The following is a 15,458-nucleotide window of genomic DNA, read 5'->3' on the forward strand; positions in this document are numbered from 1 at the left end:
ACGCGCTGCCGTTGAAGAGGGAGGTCACCGAGCCGTTCTCGAAGACCTCCTTGATGGTGCGCGCGAGCAGCGGCGCGATGGAGAGCACGGTCAGCGTCGGGAAACGCTTCTCCTCGGGGATCGGCAGCGTGTTGGTCGCGATGACCTCCTTGGCGCCGCAGGACGCCAGTCGCTCCGCGGCCGGGTGCGAGAAGATGCCGTGGGTGGTGGCGATGATGACGTCGCCTGCACCGGCATCCTTGAGCACCTTGACGGCGCCCGCGATGGTGCCGCCGGTGTCGATCATGTCGTCGATCAGCACGCAGGTGCGGCCGTTGACGTCACCGACAACGCGGTTGGACTTGACCTGGTTCGGGACCAGCGGGTCGCGGGTCTTGTGCACGAACGCCAGCGGCGCGCCGTCGAGGGCGTCGGCCCACTTCTCTGCGACCTTGACGCGGCCCGCGTCGGGGGAGACGACGCAGATGTTGTCGGTGCCGTAGTTCTCCCGCACGTACTCGGCGAGCTGACCCTGCGCGTGCATGTGATCGACGGGGCCGTCGAAGAAGCCCTGGATCTGGTCGGTGTGCAGGTCGACGGTGATGATCCGATCCGCGCCCGCGGTCTTGAGCAGGTCCGCGATCAGGCGGGCCGAGATGGGCTCGCGGCCGCGGTGCTTCTTGTCCTGGCGGGCGTACGGGTAGAACGGCAGCACCGCGGTGATGCGCTTGGCGGATCCACGCTTGAGCGCGTCGATCATGATCAGCTGCTCCATGACCCACTGGTTCAGCGGGGCCGGGTGGCTCTGCAGCACGAACGCGTCGGAGCCACGGACCGACTCCTCGAACCGGACGAAGATCTCACCGTTGGCGAAGTCGCGGGCGGTCTGCGGGGTGACCTGGATGTCCAGCTCTTTCGCGACCTGCTCGGCCAACTCGGGATGGGCGCGACCAGAGAAGAGCATCAGGTTCTTCTGGTTGTCGATCCAATTCGCGCTAGTCACTGATCTTCGCCATCCTTGTTCGTGTTTTCGGCTTGTTGCTGTGCCCGCGCCGCCGCTTCGGCCGCCGCGGTGCCGGGTCGGTTCCGCTCGACCCAACCTTCGATGTTGCGCTGCTTACCCCCGGACACGGCGAGCGCGCCGGGCGGAACGTCGAACCGCAGCACCGTACCCGCACCGGTGTACGCACCGTCGCCCACCTGCACCGGGGCGACGAACATCGTGTCGGACCCGGTGCGGACGTGCGACCCCACCACCGTACGGCTCTTGCTGACGCCGTCGTAGTTGACGAAGACGCTCGACGCCCCGATGTTGCTGTGCTCGCCGACGGTGGCGTCGCCGACATAGGTCAGGTGCGGCACCTTCGAGTGCGCCCCGATGTCGGAGTTCTTCACCTCGACGAAGGCGCCCAGCTTGCCCGCCTCGCCGAGCACGGTGCCTGGCCGCAGGTAGGTGAACGGCCCGACGGTGGCGCCCGCGCCGATCGTCGAACGGTCGGCATGGGTGCGGACCACGGTGGCGCCCTCGCCGACCGTGACGTCCTTGAGGGTGGAGTCCGGGCCGATGACGGCGTCCTCGCCGATGGTGGTGCGGCCGCGCAGCTGCACACCGGGCTCGATGGTCACGTCGCGTCCGAGGGTGACGCCGACATCGATCCAGGTGCTCGCCGGGTCGACCACGGTGACGCCTGCGCGCATGTGTCCTTCGATGATGCGACTGTTCATCTCCGCGGCCACCCGGGACAGCTGGGCGCGGTCGTTGACACCGGTCACCTTGGCCTCGTCCGCGAGCTGCGCCGCATACACGTGGTGACCGTCTTCGCGAGCGATCTTGAGGACGTCGGTGAGGTAGAGCTCCTGCTGCGCGTTGTTCGTTCCGAGCTTGCCGAGTGCGTCGCGCAGGACCCTGGCGTCGAAGGCGTAGACACCGGAATTGACCTCGGTGATCGCGATCTGCTCCGGGGTGGCATCCACGTGCTCGACGATCTCGACCACCTCGCCTGCCGCGTTGCGGACGATGCGTCCATATCCGTTGGGATCGGCTGGGACGAAGGTCAGCACCGTCACCGCGGCAGGGGTGGGTGCCGTCTTGTGCTCGTCGATCAGGCCGAGCAGGGTGTGGCCGTCGAGCAACGGCACATCGGCAGCGGTGACGAGCACGACCCCGTCGAAGTCCTCGGGCAGCGACCGTAGCCCGCACTCGACCGCGTGACCGGTGCCGTTCTGTTCTTCCTGGATCGGGACGAGGATCTTGCGACCCAGTTCGGTGGCGACCTCCGACACCGCCGCGCTGACTGCGTCGCGCTCGTGCCCGACCACGGTGACCAGGTGGGTGGGGTCGAGTTCGGAGGCCGCGTACAGCGCGTGCGCGAGCATCGTCCGGCCTACCAGCGAATGCAGCACTTTGGGGGTCTTGGACCGCATCCGTGTGCCCGCTCCCGCGGCGAGGACTACCACGGCGGTCTCGGCTGGCATGACGCTCCCTCGAAATCGAACCGGTCTCTACAAGCTGCTGGGTGACCCAGCAGATCGCGCCACTGAGCCAATGGTCGCTCAGAAGTACTCGCTCCGCCGCCAGGACTCGAACCTGAACTATCTGAACCAAAATCAGAGGTGCTGCCATTACACTACGGCGGATTGCCGCACCTGCGGAAACGCGTCAGAAACCGGAGGCTCGACCCGGCCCCGCCTGTGCGCCCACGATCCTCGCATGCTGCCGCGGATTTGGTCGAACCGCCTCGACTGAATCGATTCGCGTGCCGGATAGGCTGGCGGCATGTCCCGACCCCCGCAGGCCTCCGGCGAACGACCTCCGCGGACGCGGATGACAGGCACCCAGCGTCGTGAGCAGCTGATCGAGATCGCCCGCGCGCTGTTCGCCGAACGCGGGTACGAGGCCACCTCCATCGAGGAGATCTCGGCCCGTGCGAGCGTCTCCAAGCCCGTGGTCTACGAGCACTTCGGCGGCAAGGAGGGCCTCTACGCCGTGGTCGTGGACCGCGAGATGTCGACGCTGCTCAACATGATCACCGCCTCCCTGTCGCAGAATCGGTCCCGGGTCCGGGTCGAGCGGGTGGCATTGGCCCTGCTCACCTACGTCGAGGAGCGCACCGACGGGTTCCGCATCCTGGTGCGCGACTCCTCGGTCACGGCGGCCGACGGTACCTATTCGTCCCTGCTGAACGATGCAGTCAGCCAGGTCGGGCACATCCTGGCCTCGGATTTCTCCAAACGCGGCTTCGACCCGGACCTGGCGCCCCTCTACGCCCAGGCGTTGGTGGGGATGGTGTCGATGACCGCGCAGTGGTGGCTCGACGAACGGACCCCTCCCAAGGAGGTGGTGGCCGCGCACGTGGTGAACCTGTGCTGGAACGGCCTGACCAATCTGGAAGCCGAACCGAAACTCGCCGGGGAGTAGGACTCCCGGTTGCCACGACACCGGGGCGGTGACTCGCGGTCCGAATACGACCGAGTTCACCGTGCGGGTGTAAAGTTTTTGATGGATTTGTCGTGGTGACAGGCCCGCGAGTCACATAGTGTGCGCGCCAGCGGCAGGCTCTAGGCCTCATGCGTCTACCGAGAAGGCGGTCCGATGGTCAGGCAGGAGCGCGCGGAAGCGACGAGGAAAGCGGTTCTCGGTGCCGCCGCGAACGTATTCGCGAGATTCGGTTATGCGAACGCGAACCTCAGCGAGATCATCGCCGAGTCCGGTGTCACCAAGGGTTCGCTCTACTTCCATTTCGCTTCCAAGGAAGAGCTCGCACGGGGCGTCATCGACGAGGGAAACAGCCGAGTGATCGCGGCCTGCGCGCCGTTGATGGACATTCGCGACCCTGCGTTGGAGACGATGATCGGGCTCTCGTATCTGGTGACGGACGTGGCCGCAACCGATCCGATCGTCGCGGCGATGTTGCGCCTGCATCACGAGATCGGCGATCACCGCGGAACCGGAGACAACCTCGTCGAGTTCTGGCAGCGAGAGAACTCGAACCTGGTCAAGAGGGCGATCGCGGAGGGCGACATCACCGCGGAGGCGGAGGCGGACGCGATCGCGACCTTCATCTTCGATGCGTTGTTCGGTGGTCGGGTCGCAGCTAGCGCGACCGGGAGCGCGGAACAACTACCGGCCAGGATGGAAAGCACCTGGTCCTTCATTCTCACGTCGTTGGTTCCCGCCACAAAGGTCGGCTATTTCCGGGAGTTCACCCTCAGGCGTTCACGTCGTTGACCCCATCGGCACCGGTCGGTGCCCCGGCCTACTATCTGTTGTGGTCGTCCATGCGGCGACTTCACCCGTTCGGCGAGCCCAGGAGCATCGACGTTGTCTTCCCGTTCTTCGAACCCGGTGGCCGTCGAACCCGCTGCCTTTCCCCTCGCCGGAGTTTTCGCGTCGGCGCTCGCCGACCCCGCCTTCGGCGGCGTGCGGGAGGCCGTCGGCTCGGCCTCGCTCGACATCGTCGCGCCCACCCCGGCCCGGCCGTTCATCGCCTCGGCCATCGCGGAGAAAGTGCAGTTGCTGCTCGTCACCGCGACGGGCCGCGAGGCCGACGACCTGACCGGTGAGCTGCGCGAGGTGCTCGGCGACGCGGTCGCCCAGTTCCCGTCCTGGGAGACGCTGCCGCACGAGCGGCTCTCGCCCGGCGCGGACACGGTCGGTCGCAGGCTCGAGGTGCTGCGCAGGCTGGCACGCCCGGACGACGCCGACTACGGCCCGCCGCTGCGGGTCATCGTCACCACCGTCCGCTCGCTGGTGCAGCCGATGGCCCCCGGGCTCGGCGAGATCGAACCGATCACGCTGCGGGTCGGATCCGAGTACGACTTCGACGCGCTGACGCACCGCCTCGTCGAACTGGCCTACGAGCGCGTCGACATGGTCGGCAAGCGTGGCGAGTTCGCGGTCCGCGGCGGCATCCTCGACATCTTCTCGCCGACCGCCGACCACCCGGTGCGGGTGGAGTTCTGGGGCGACGAGGTCACCGAGCTGCGCGCGTTCTCGGTGGCCGATCAGCGGTCGTTGCCCGAGCTCGAGGTCGCCACCCTGATCGCGCCGCCCTGTCGCGAGCTGCTGCTCACCGCGGCCGTACGTGATCGCGCGGCGGCACTGGCCGCCGACAACCAGGCCGATGCGGCGCTGGTGGAGATGCTCGACAAGCTGTCCGCAGGCATCCCGGTCGAGGGTATGGAGGCGCTGCTGCCCGTGCTGCAGAACGGCGAGCTGGCGCTGCTCACCGATGCGCTGCCTGCGAACACGCACGTGCTGCTCTGCGACCCGGAGAAGATCCGTACCCGCGCGACCGACCTGGTGCGCACCGGCCAGGAGTTCCTCGAGGCGTCCTGGACAGCGGCCTCACTGGGCGGGGCGGCGCCGCTGGACGCGTCCGCGATCGACACCTCGAGCGTCGGTGGCAAGGGCCTCGACCTCGCGGCCTCCGCCTACCGGTCACTGCGCCAGGTGCGCGAGAGCGTCGAGGCGTCCGGCAGGCCCTGGTGGACGGTCAGTCCGCTCGCCTCGGGTAGCGGCGAGGAACTGGCGCTCGAACTGCGGGCGGTGCCGGAGGTCCGCGGTTCCGACGAGCTGCTGGCCGAGCTGTTCGTGACCCTGCGGGCGCACGTGAGCGCGGGCGGTCGGGCCGCGATCGTGGTGGCCGGCTCCGGCACCGCGCACCGGGTGCTGGAGCGCCTCGCCGAGGCGGAGGTCCCGGCGACCGAGCTGGCGCCGGGCGCGGCACCGGGGCCGGGCGTGGTCGGCGTGCTCTGCGGCAGCCTGCACGACGGACTGATGTTCCCTGGCGGCGAGGCCGCCGATGCCGGCCTGGTCCTGATCACCGAGTCCGACCTCACCGGCAACCGCGTCGCTGCGGTCGGGGACGGCAAGCGGCTGCCTGCCAAGCGGCGCAATCAGGTCGACCCGCTCGCGCTGACCGCGGGCGACATGGTGGTGCACGATCAGCACGGCATCGGCCGGTTCGTCGAGATGGTCGAGCGGACCGTGGGCGGCGCGCGCCGCGAGTACCTGGTGATCGAGTACGCGGCCAGCAAGCGGGGGCATCCCGGCGACCGGCTGTTCGTGCCGATGGAGTCCCTCGACCAGCTCTCCCGTTACGTCGGCGGCGAGCTGCCCGCGCTCTCGAAGCTCGGCGGCTCCGACTGGACCAACACCAAGCGCAAGGCCCGCAAGGCTGTCCGTGAGATCGCGGGGGAACTGGTCCAGCTGTACGCCGCCCGGCAGGCCGCGCCGGGGCACGCCTTCGGCCCTGACACCCCGTGGCAGAAGGAGATGGAGGACGCGTTCGCGTTCACCGAGACCCACGACCAGCTGACGGTCATCGACGAGGTCAAGGCCGACATGGAGAAGCCGGTCCCGATGGACCGGGTGGTGATCGGCGACGTCGGCTACGGCAAGACCGAGGTCGCGGTCCGCGCCGCCTTCAAGGCCGTCCAGGACGGCAAGCAGGTGGCGGTGCTGGTGCCGACCACCCTTCTCGCGCAACAGCATCTGCAGACCTTCACCGAGCGAATGGCCTCCTTCCCCGTCAAGGTCCGGGGCCTGTCCCGGTTCACCGACCCGGGGGAGTCGCGGGAGATCATCGCAGGCATGGCGGACGGCGAGGTCGACGTCGTCGTCGGTACCCACCGCCTGTTGCAGACCGCGGTCCGCTGGAAGGACCTCGGGCTGGTGATCGTCGACGAGGAACAGCGCTTCGGCGTCGAGCACAAGGAACACATCAAGGCGCTGCGCACCCACGTCGACGTGCTCACCATGTCCGCCACCCCGATTCCGCGAACCCTCGAGATGAGCATGGCAGGCATCCGCGAGATGTCGACCATCCTCACCCCGCCGGAGGAGCGACACCCGGTGCTCACCTACGTCGGCGCGTACGCCGACAAGCAGGTGGCCGCCGCGATCCGGCGCGAGCTGCTGCGCGACGGTCAGGTGTTCTATGTGCACAACCGGGTCAGCTCGATCGACAAGGCCGCCAAGCGTCTTCGCGACCTGGTGCCCGAGGCGCGAGTGGTGGTCGCGCACGGCCAGATGAACGAGGAGACCCTCGAGAAGACCGTGCAGGGCTTCTGGGAGCGCGAGTTCGACGTCCTCGTGTGCACCACCATCATCGAGACCGGTCTGGACATCTCCAACGCCAACACCCTGCTCGTCGAGCGGGCCGATTCGCTCGGCCTGTCACAGCTGCACCAGCTCCGCGGTCGCGTCGGCCGCAGTCGCGAGCGCGGCTACGCGTACTTCCTGTATCCGCCGGAGAAGCCGCTCACCGAGACCGCCTACGACCGCCTCGCCACCATCTCGCAGAACTCCGATCTCGGCGCGGGCATGGCCGTCGCGATGAAGGACCTCGAGATCCGCGGCGCGGGAAATGTGTTGGGGGCGGAACAGTCCGGTCACGTCGCAGGGGTCGGGTTCGACCTGTACGTGCGGTTGGTCGGCGAGGCCGTTGAGGCGTTCCGTGCGGTCGCCGACGGCAGACCCGTTGAGGCGGCAGCGCCTTCTTCGGAGGTCCGCATCGACCTGCCGGTGGACGCGCACATCCCGCCCGATTACGTGACCAGCGACCGGCTCCGGCTCGAGGCATACCGGAAGCTGGCCGCCGCCACCGACTCCGAGGCCATCGCCGCGGTGATCGAGGAGCTCGTCGACCGATACGGCCCCGTGCCGGAGGAGGTCGGCAGGCTGGTCTCGGTCGCCAAGCTGCGCCTGCTCTGCCGCGAGTTCGGCCTCGAGGAGGTCTCCGTGGCGGGCACCCAGCTCAAGATCGCGCCGATGCAGCTCCCGGACTCGAAGCAGCTCCGGCTCAAGCGCCTCTACCCGAGCGCGCAGTACCGTGCGACGACCGGGATGGTGCAGCTTCCGTTGCCGCGCACCGGCTCCGGCGGAGTCGGTGCGGACCGGCTGCGGGACGTCGAGCTGCTGCAGTACATCGCGGACTTCCTGCTCGCCCTCGACGGCCGGGCGGCGGGGGCAGTGGACGTGCGGGTGCAGGCGGGGGCGTGAGGCGATGACCGTGGTGTTGCTCGACCCGCACGGCCCCACCCGGGTCCCGGCGGCGGCGGTGCGGCTGCTGCGCGGGCAGGTCGAATACGCCTCGGAGGTGCCGATCGCAGTGCGTGAAGAGCTGGGGCTGCCGCACGCACCTGGTGCCGCCGTGCTGGTGGCAGTGGACCCCCAAGGGGTACAGGTACGGCACCGCGTGTCCTCGGGTGAGGAGGTGGTCGTGGCGTCACCGGTGCCGGGGAGCCGGCTGTTGGCGGCCGTCGAGGTGATGGACAGGCTGTGGCAATTCGGCGGGTGGGAGGTCACGCAGACTCACGACTCGCTGCGCCGCTACCTGCTCGAGGAGACCTACGAACTGCTCGACGCGATCGAGGAGGGCGACCAGGAGGGCCTGCGGGAGGAGTTGGGCGATCTACTGCTGCAGGTGCTGTTCCACTCGCGGATCGCGCAGGAGTCGGCGACCGATCCCTTCACCGTCGACGATGTGGCGCAAACCCTGGTCGCGAAGCTGGCGTTACGCAGCCCCCACCTCACCAACGGTCACACCGGGCCGATCGACGTGGCCGAGCAGGAGGCCGCGTGGGAGGTCGCGAAGGCCACGGAGAAGTCTCGGGCCTCCTGCCTTGACGGCATCGCGATGGCGCAGCCGGCGCTCGCGTTGGCGGAGAAGGTGATCGAGCGGGCGACCAAGGCGGGACTGCCGCAGAGCTTGATACCCGCGGAACTCAAGACAGTGCGACTGGGCGGGTCGGGCAACGCCGAGGACGACCTGCGAAAGGCAACCTTGTCATTTGTGACGCAGATCCGGGGCGCCGAGGTCGCCGCGCATGAACACGGGATCGAACGGGGCCGCCTCACCGCGGACGTGTGGGCGCAATACTGGATTGCGCGGTAGGTCTTCGACCGCGGAAGGTGGGTGTCGATGTACGACTACTGCGTCATCGGCGGGGGCATCATCGGCGTGGCCACGGCCAGGGAACTTCTCCGCCGTCGGCCGGGAGCGAGTCTGCTCCTGCTGGAGAAGGCCGGCCGCCTCGGCATGCATCAGACCGGACACAACAGCGGCGTCATTCATTCCGGCATCTACTATCAGCCGGGCAGCCTCAAGGCGGAGCTGAGCAGGCGCGGCGCCGAGCTGACCAAGAACTTCGCGGCCGAGCACGGCATCCCCTTCGACGTACGGGGCAAACTGCTGGTCGCGACCGACGGCGTCGAGCACGCGAGAATGCAGGCGCTGTACGAGCGATCCAGGGTCAACGGGCTCGACGTCGAGGTGCTGGATCGGGCCGAGTTGCGGCGCCGCGAGCCGGCGGTGACGGGCACCGGCGCCCTGTTCGTGCCGACGACCGGAATCGTCGACTACCGCAGGGTCACAGAGGTTTTGGCCGATCAGATTCGCTCCGCGGGCGGCGAGATCAGGCTCGACACCGCCGTGACCGCCATCGCGGAGTCGGCCGCTCGCGTCGTGGTCAGTGGTCCGTCGGGGTCGTGGTCGGCCCGGCGTCTCGTTGTCTGCGCGGGCCTTCAGGCCGATCGAATGGCCCGAATGGCACAGATTCGCACGGACTTTCAGATCGTTCCCTTCCGGGGCGAGTACTACGAGCTGCCCGCTTGGCGTTCAGAGTTGGTGCACCACCTGATCTACCCGATCCCCGATCCGGAGTTGCCCTTTCTCGGTGTGCACCTCAGTCCGACCATCGAGGGCAGGCTGACGGTTGGCCCCAACGCGGTGCTCGGTCTGGCGCGTGAGGGCTACCGACGATTCAGCTTCGACCGCAGGGACGTGTGGGAGTACGCGCGGTTTCCCGGCTTCTACCGGGTGGCGCACGCACACCTTCGGACCGGCATCGGCGAACTGCGGGATTCGCTGTTCAAATCCGGATACCTGGCGCGCTGCCGGAAGTACTGTCCCGAGCTGACCATCGACGACCTGCTGCCCCGCGAGGCTGGTATCCGGGCGCAGGCGGTGCTTCGCGATGGAACCCTCGTCCACGACTTCCTGATCGAGCGGTCACCACGCTCCGTGCACGTCCTCAACGCTCCGTCGCCGGCGGCGACCTCCGCCTTGCCGATCGCCGAAGCCATTGCACACAGGCTGTTGGCCGAGGGCTGAGCTGGGGCTGCGGATCGTCATGGAGCCCGCAGGTGTGGGCGCAGCGCGAGGACGTGCCAGCGCTCGCTGAGTGGCTTCCGGTGATCGGTGTGGCGCACCTGCCGCCGGATCGTCGGACGGCGCACTGACTTCTCGCCGAACAGAAGCGTCTGCATCAGACTCGATCGGCGAGATACGATCTGGAACGCAATCGGTGCGGCGATACCGATCAGCAGGCCGAGGGCGAACAACTCCGGGCGCCTGTGACAACGTGAACGCCCGATCGAGCGAGGCCTACTTCGGACGCGTCTGTAACTCACACAAGGGGTTTCACACGTCGCGGGTCATCTCGAACGAGTTCCCGCGCGATACGCGCGAGTTTGCGTCCGCGGCGGACCACCACGATCCGTTGACGCCGCGCGTACATCCGCGCCACCGCGAGCCGGGCCCTGCGCCGCTGCTGGTCGCCCAGGTCGCATTCGGCCAGCCAGCGCAGGATCTCTCGGCACTGCAGCGTGGTCGCGACATGCGCCTGCCACCCCGGCACTGCCAGCTTGCGGGCCAGCGCCGGTAGCCTGTCGTCCGTCCAGTTCCGCCGTGCGAGCACCTCCGGCACGTGCCCCCACGGCCCGGCGAGCGCGAGCTTGGTCGCGAACACCTCGTCCTCACGCAGCATGTTCCGACGCTCGATGCGCACGACCGGCTCGCGTCGGACCAGGGCATACAGGGGATCGATCAGCAGGTGGCTCTCGTTGAGCAGCCGCAGCATCTCGGTGAAGCGCGTGACCGGGTCGTCCGAGCCGAGTGCGGTGCCGTCGTACGCCGCGGTCTGCGTGACGCCGTCCGGGCCGGTGTACGCGAGCTGGCTGGTCACCAGGATCAGCCGGTCGTCGGCCGCGAACGCCTCGAGGCCGCGCGACACGCAGTGCGGCTCCAGCCAGTCGTCATCGCCCACCCAGCGGAAGAAGGTGCCGGTGGCCAGGCGAATCGTTCCGATGAAGTTGTTGAGCAGCCCCACGTCCATCGGATTGCGGTGATAGACGATCCGGCCGTCCTGCGCGGCGAGGCCGCGGCACAGCTCCTCGGTGCCGTCGGTGGAGGCGTTGTCGCAGATCACCAGTTCCAGGTTCTGGTGGTCCTGGGTGAGCACGGACTCGACGACGTGTTGGATCCGCTCGGCTCCGTTGCGGACGGGCAACCCGACCGAGACCTTGGTGGCTGCATTGTTCACCTGGCTACTCCTTCATGGCTCAACGGGCGGCGAGCCAACCACGACCTCAACTGCCGGAACCGGCCGATCGGGACCACGACCAGGGCGAAAGTGAGCATTCCCGCACCGCCGGCCACCACGAGCTGGGCGAACGGCCCACCGTCGATCGACGGGAGGACGAGCAGGATGACCACGGCCGACACCGCGGCGCCGAGCGCCGGCCGCACGAGCGCGGGCAGCGTCGGCACCAGGCTGACGCCCGCGCGGTGCAGGGCCAGCACGGCGAGGGGAAGCGCGACGAGCACCGCGACGACGCCGTGCGCGAAGGCCGCTCCTCGGATGCCCGCCAGGTGGGTGCCGGTCCAGAGCGCAGGGATGAGGGCGACGGCCCAGCCGGCGTTGAGCCAGACCGTGGCATTGGTGGCGCCAAGGGAGGCCAGGATGTCGAACGTCAGCGACGTCAGCATGCGAACGACCATGAGCACGGTGAGAATGCGCAGCACATCCGCCGACGGCCCCCACTGATCGCCGTACAGGAATTCGATCAGGGGCGAGGCCAGAGTGGCCATCACCACCGCGATGGGCAGGATCGCCGACACCAGGAGGGGGACCGTGCGGCGCACACCCAGCGCGAGCGCCCCCGGCTCGTGCTCCGCCAGCCGCGAGAAGCCGGCGATCGACACGTAGCGCACGGCGGTGCCGACCAAGCCGGGAACCCAGTTGGAGACGTTGAACGCCAACAGGTAATAGCCAAGCGCCGCAGCCCCGAGCGCGTTGCCGACGATCACGTAGTCCGCGTTGAGCAGCAGGGCTTCCACGCCGAGGCTGCCGGCAAGCGGTATCCCGAACTTGAGCAGCTTCTTCGCGATCTCCCTGTCCAGCGCATACTTCACCGGCAGATCGGCCATCGTGAACACGAGCACGCCGGTGACGATCGCCCCGGCCACCTGACCGCCCGCGAAGCTGTACGCACCCGCGCCTGCGAACGCCAGCGGCGGCGCCACCGCCACATTGGCGAGCATGCCGATCACGGTGGCCTTCGTCAGCCGGTCCTGCTCGAACCTGCGCTGCAGCGCGGACACACGTATCGCGGTGATGCCGTCGATCAGGATGACCACGGTCAGCAACCGCACCACGGGCGCGGCATCCGGAGTGCCTGCGAGTGCGGCGAACGCGGGTGCGAGCAGCCAGAACACGCCGTAGACGAAGACGCTGAACATCACCGCGATCGTGGCGCCCGTCGGTGCCATGTCCTCGAGCTTGCCTCGCCACTGCACGCCGGCTGCAATCATCCCGATGTCGTTGATGTGCATGACGAACGCGGTCGCGGCCAGCGCCACCGCGTACATGCCGAAATCGGCTGGGGTGAGCAGCCTGGCCAACACCAGGCCGATCGCGAACGAGCCTGCCTTGGTGGCGAAGTTGCCGAGCAGGCTCCACTTGAGGCCGCGACCCGCCTTGCGGCCGATCCTGCCGACCTGCTCGACGCTCGACTCCTCAGGCGTCACCTCCGCCTCGTCAGGCACGCTCGAGCCAGATCTCTCGCCAGAACGACACGTACTCGCGCGGGCAGCTGGCGTTGTACACGCCGGCGCACACGATGTCCTCCAGCACGATGCAGGGACTCTTCATGGTCAGCAGCTCGCCGGTCCTCTCGTCCATGCACTTGGTCACTCGTGCCTGCACACGCGCGGTGCGGCCGCAGAAGCGAGCCATCTCCTCCTCGAAGCCCATGCCGCGGTTGAGCCGGTCCTTGTTGAGGGTTGCCTCGATCTGCTCCTTGGTCTTGATCCGGACCATCTCGCCGGGCTGCAGGTCCAGGTGCCCGGTGGGTGTTCTGCCGATGACCCGGCCCTTCACGAAGCCCCAGGGAAGGCCGTCGCGGAACCACAGCTTGGGGGGCAGCACCCGCTTGCTTACGTGCTGCAGCCGGTTGAAGAAGGCAACGAGGAACGCCAGGAGCGACTCGAGCGCAGTGACGTTGCCGGTCCTGACATCGGTCACGTACTGGCGGACGTCGCGGAACGGCAAGCAGGTCGGCGCGGCCCGCAGTATCTCGGTCGCCTGGCATGAGTAGCGTGGCGCGCCGTCCTGCCCGGGTTCCTTACGCGTGTTGATCTCCAGTAGCGGCAGGTCGATGGGGCCGCCGGTTGCCGAGCTCGCCATACCTGGCTCGACTCGCTTGAGCCAGGCTTCCTTCCAGTACAGGGAGCATGCGGTCTGGCAGCCGCCGTGTGCCGAGCCATCGCAGCGTGAGCCGGTCAGGTGCACCGCGTTCGCCATCTTGTGCATGCCGGTCTTGTTGACGGGGTCGCACAGCTTGTGAGCGACCTTGCGCACTGTCAGCCGCCGGCCGCAGAACCCGAGCATCTCCGGCATGAACGGCAGGTTCTCCAGCTCGCCGCGCTCGTCGAGGGTCGCCATGATCTCCTCGGCGCTGCGGACTTCGACCAGGTCGCCGACGCGTAAGCCCTGAACGGACGCGGTGGACACGGGCTCCGTCATTCTCGCTGTCGCTCCTTCGCCAGGCCGGCGCCACGTAGGGCATCGGCCCCGTCCGCGACCGCGGCGAACGGCAAGCGCAACGTTGCGCGACGTCCGACAGGCTGTGCTCATAGGACACGATGAGCACACCAAGGATTCTCACACTCGAGCTATTCGGTGTCCACGCCCTGGCATCAAATCGCCTGGGTACGGCATGATCCGTTACATGGCGACCGCCAAGAAGCCGACTCGTGGTGCTCATCTCTCGGCGGCGGTCGCTGCCTGCACCGTCCTCGCCTGCACGGCACTCGTCGCCGGGCTCGGCGTCATCGTCACTGCAGGCGGACGGGACCAACGAAGCTTTCACCTGCCGTCTGTGATGCGAATCCGCGACGATTTCCCGCGCATCGACATCGTCGATCTGCCCACCGCGACCGGGCCGCTTTATCACCTTGTCGTCGCAGCGATCTCAGGCCCGTTCGGAATGGGGGAGGCCGGAACACAGATCGTGGGTGCGCTGTTTGCCGCCGCGCTGGCGGCCCTTGCCGTGTGGCATGCGCGATCGGTCCCGACTCCCTACGGTCGCGCCCTCGCGGTCGCGCCCCTGCTGCTCTCGGTGTACTTCTGGCAGTCCGCACTGTGGATGCTCACCGATGACGCCGCGATCTTGTTCACCATGGCAGCGCTCGTTCTGCTGGAGCGCACACTGACAACGCGGCGACAGGTCGCGATCGGCGTGCTGATCGCCGCAGCCATCGCGACGCGCCAGACGTTCGTGTGGGCGCTGGTTCCCGCAATCCTGGCGTGCCTGTGGTCCATGCGCGGCCGACCCTGGCCGACCAGAGTGGGCGCGCTCGCCAGGCTGTGCGTGCCCGGCGTGGCGGTTCTCGTCGCGCTCGTGACGATGTGGGGAGGCCTCACGCCGCCGGCCATGCGCGGTTTCAATGCCTCGACGCAGAGTTGGACATCGATCGCGTTCACGTTTGCCGTCGCCGCGATCTTCGCGGTTCCAGTGCTCATCGCGACGATGCGAACCGACGTCATCCGAGAGCGCGCTCGGGTCGGGGTGGCGGTCGGAGCTGTTGCGGCACTTGCCGCGAGCGTGTTCCCGAGTGCGGCCACGTCCTTCCCGGATGATTCTCGCCGGGGAGGTGTCGTATGGGCGGTCGTTGCCCAGGTCCCAGATGTCGCCGGTCGCTCGCCGATTCTCGTAATACTCGCCTTCATCGGCGGCTTCGCATGCACGGTGGTGTTCTTCATCCTCGAGCGGCGGACCGCGATCATCCTGGCATCGGCGCTGTGTGCACTGGCAGTCGCGACGGCACCGGGTGCTCAGCTCTATCAGAAATACGCCGAGCTTCCGATCGGGATGTTCGCCGTCCTCGCGATTGTGGCCCTCTTCGCCGACGGGCAAATCCGACGCACATGGCCTCTGCTGGGATTGGCCGGTTTCCAGGCCCTCCTGACCATCGGGGTCGTGGTGATGCCGATCGTGCGAGCTGTCTGAGCAGGCAACGTGGCCCACCCGAGGCGAACGACGACGACCGGGTGAATTTCACGGTGCAACGGAATCCATTTCAACCGGGTATCTCGTCGGTGCCTAGCCGGCGCAAGAAAAATGCGAAACACGTTAATTGTCAAGCAATTTCGAAGAACTGAGCGTACGTCGTCCGCTGTGAAATTCACTG

At 67.9% G+C, this 15,458-nt stretch carries 12 protein-coding genes and 1 tRNA gene; 6 read left to right on the forward strand and 7 right to left on the reverse strand.

What is annotated here, in order from left to right:
- From RM1_RS00235 to RM1_RS00245, 3 genes are all read right to left on the reverse strand, one after another.
- Positions 1-943: ribose-phosphate diphosphokinase (locus RM1_RS00235; RefSeq protein ID WP_051637329.1), on the reverse strand; the 943-nt coding region annotated here is incomplete at its 3' end.
- Positions 944-978: 35 nt separating this feature from the next.
- A complete protein-coding gene (glmU, locus tag RM1_RS00240; protein WP_072749474.1) occupies positions 979-2,454 on the reverse strand; it encodes a bifunctional UDP-N-acetylglucosamine diphosphorylase/glucosamine-1-phosphate N-acetyltransferase GlmU in 1,476 nt (491 codons plus the stop codon).
- Between the two features lie 91 nt (positions 2,455-2,545).
- Positions 2,546-2,616 (reverse strand) — tRNA-Gln (locus RM1_RS00245).
- 139 nt (positions 2,617-2,755) lie between these two features.
- Here RM1_RS00245 and RM1_RS00250 point away from each other — a divergent pair.
- From RM1_RS00250 to lhgD, 5 genes are all read left to right on the forward strand, one after another.
- A complete protein-coding gene (locus RM1_RS00250) occupies positions 2,756-3,397 on the forward strand; it encodes a TetR/AcrR family transcriptional regulator (protein ID WP_072749475.1) in 642 nt (213 codons plus the stop codon).
- Positions 3,398-3,571: 174 nt separating this feature from the next.
- The gene (locus RM1_RS00255) at positions 3,572-4,207 is read left to right on the forward strand and encodes a ScbR family autoregulator-binding transcription factor (RefSeq protein WP_072749476.1); all 636 of its coding nucleotides are present in this window, start codon (positions 3,572-3,574) and stop codon (positions 4,205-4,207) included.
- 117 nt (positions 4,208-4,324) lie between these two features.
- Positions 4,325-7,984 carry a transcription-repair coupling factor gene (gene mfd, locus RM1_RS00260; protein WP_425528687.1) on the forward strand — a complete coding sequence of 1,220 codons (3,660 nt, stop codon included), beginning with the start codon at positions 4,325-4,327 and terminating at the stop codon, positions 7,982-7,984.
- A 4-nt stretch (positions 7,985-7,988) separates the two neighbouring features.
- Positions 7,989-8,879 carry a nucleoside triphosphate pyrophosphohydrolase gene (locus RM1_RS00265; protein ID WP_072749478.1) on the forward strand — a complete coding sequence of 297 codons (891 nt, stop codon included), beginning with the start codon at positions 7,989-7,991 and terminating at the stop codon, positions 8,877-8,879.
- Positions 8,880-8,906: 27 nt separating this feature from the next.
- The gene (lhgD, locus tag RM1_RS00270; RefSeq protein WP_072749655.1) at positions 8,907-10,097 is read left to right on the forward strand and encodes an L-2-hydroxyglutarate dehydrogenase; all 1,191 of its coding nucleotides are present in this window, start codon (positions 8,907-8,909) and stop codon (positions 10,095-10,097) included.
- A gap of 17 nt (positions 10,098-10,114) precedes the next feature.
- On the opposite strand, the gene RM1_RS00275 is transcribed toward lhgD, so the two are convergent.
- The 4 genes from RM1_RS00275 to RM1_RS00290 all read right to left on the reverse strand — a co-directional run bounded on the left by RM1_RS00275 (position 10,115) and on the right by RM1_RS00290 (position 13,791).
- Positions 10,115-10,327, reverse strand: a complete 213-nt coding sequence (locus tag RM1_RS00275; protein ID WP_072749479.1) for a hypothetical protein — start codon at positions 10,325-10,327, stop codon at positions 10,115-10,117.
- 65 nt (positions 10,328-10,392) lie between these two features.
- Positions 10,393-11,307, reverse strand: coding sequence for a glycosyltransferase family 2 protein (locus tag RM1_RS00280; protein WP_072749480.1), 915 nt, complete (start codon positions 11,305-11,307; stop codon positions 10,393-10,395).
- The gene (locus tag RM1_RS00285; protein WP_218019663.1) at positions 11,304-12,812 is read right to left on the reverse strand and encodes an oligosaccharide flippase family protein; all 1,509 of its coding nucleotides are present in this window, start codon (positions 12,810-12,812) and stop codon (positions 11,304-11,306) included. The genes RM1_RS00280 and RM1_RS00285 overlap by 4 nt, the downstream gene beginning before the upstream one ends.
- A complete protein-coding gene (locus tag RM1_RS00290) occupies positions 12,805-13,791 on the reverse strand; it encodes a hypothetical protein (RefSeq protein ID WP_072749481.1) in 987 nt (328 codons plus the stop codon). The genes RM1_RS00285 and RM1_RS00290 overlap by 8 nt, the downstream gene beginning before the upstream one ends.
- A 205-nt stretch (positions 13,792-13,996) precedes the next feature.
- Between RM1_RS00290 and RM1_RS00295 the strand changes: the two genes are divergently transcribed.
- Positions 13,997-15,277, forward strand: coding sequence for a hypothetical protein (locus RM1_RS00295; protein ID WP_072749482.1), 1,281 nt, complete (start codon positions 13,997-13,999; stop codon positions 15,275-15,277).
- Positions 15,278-15,458 lie beyond the last annotated feature (181 nt).

Source organism: Rhodococcus maanshanensis NBRC 100610 (assembly GCF_001894865.1).
Taxonomy (GTDB): domain Bacteria; phylum Actinomycetota; class Actinomycetes; order Mycobacteriales; family Mycobacteriaceae; genus Rhodococcus_G; species Rhodococcus_G maanshanensis.

What these genes read in the sequence shown, in the direction of transcription:
- glmU (WP_072749474.1), bottom strand. Translation starts at nt 2,454, where the DNA reads ATGCCAGCCGAGACCGCCGTGGTAGTCCTCGCCGCGGGAGCGGGCACA.
- RM1_RS00250 (WP_072749475.1), top strand. Translation starts at nt 2,756, where the DNA reads ATGTCCCGACCCCCGCAGGCCTCCGGCGAACGACCTCCGCGGACGCGG.
- RM1_RS00255 (WP_072749476.1), top strand. Translation starts at nt 3,572, where the DNA reads ATGGTCAGGCAGGAGCGCGCGGAAGCGACGAGGAAAGCGGTTCTCGGT.
- RM1_RS00265 (WP_072749478.1), top strand. Translation starts at nt 7,989, where the DNA reads ATGACCGTGGTGTTGCTCGACCCGCACGGCCCCACCCGGGTCCCGGCG.
- lhgD (WP_072749655.1), top strand. Translation starts at nt 8,907, where the DNA reads ATGTACGACTACTGCGTCATCGGCGGGGGCATCATCGGCGTGGCCACG.
- RM1_RS00290 (WP_072749481.1), bottom strand. Translation starts at nt 13,791, where the DNA reads ATGACGGAGCCCGTGTCCACCGCGTCCGTTCAGGGCTTACGCGTCGGC.
- RM1_RS00295 (WP_072749482.1), top strand. Translation starts at nt 13,997, where the DNA reads ATGGCGACCGCCAAGAAGCCGACTCGTGGTGCTCATCTCTCGGCGGCG.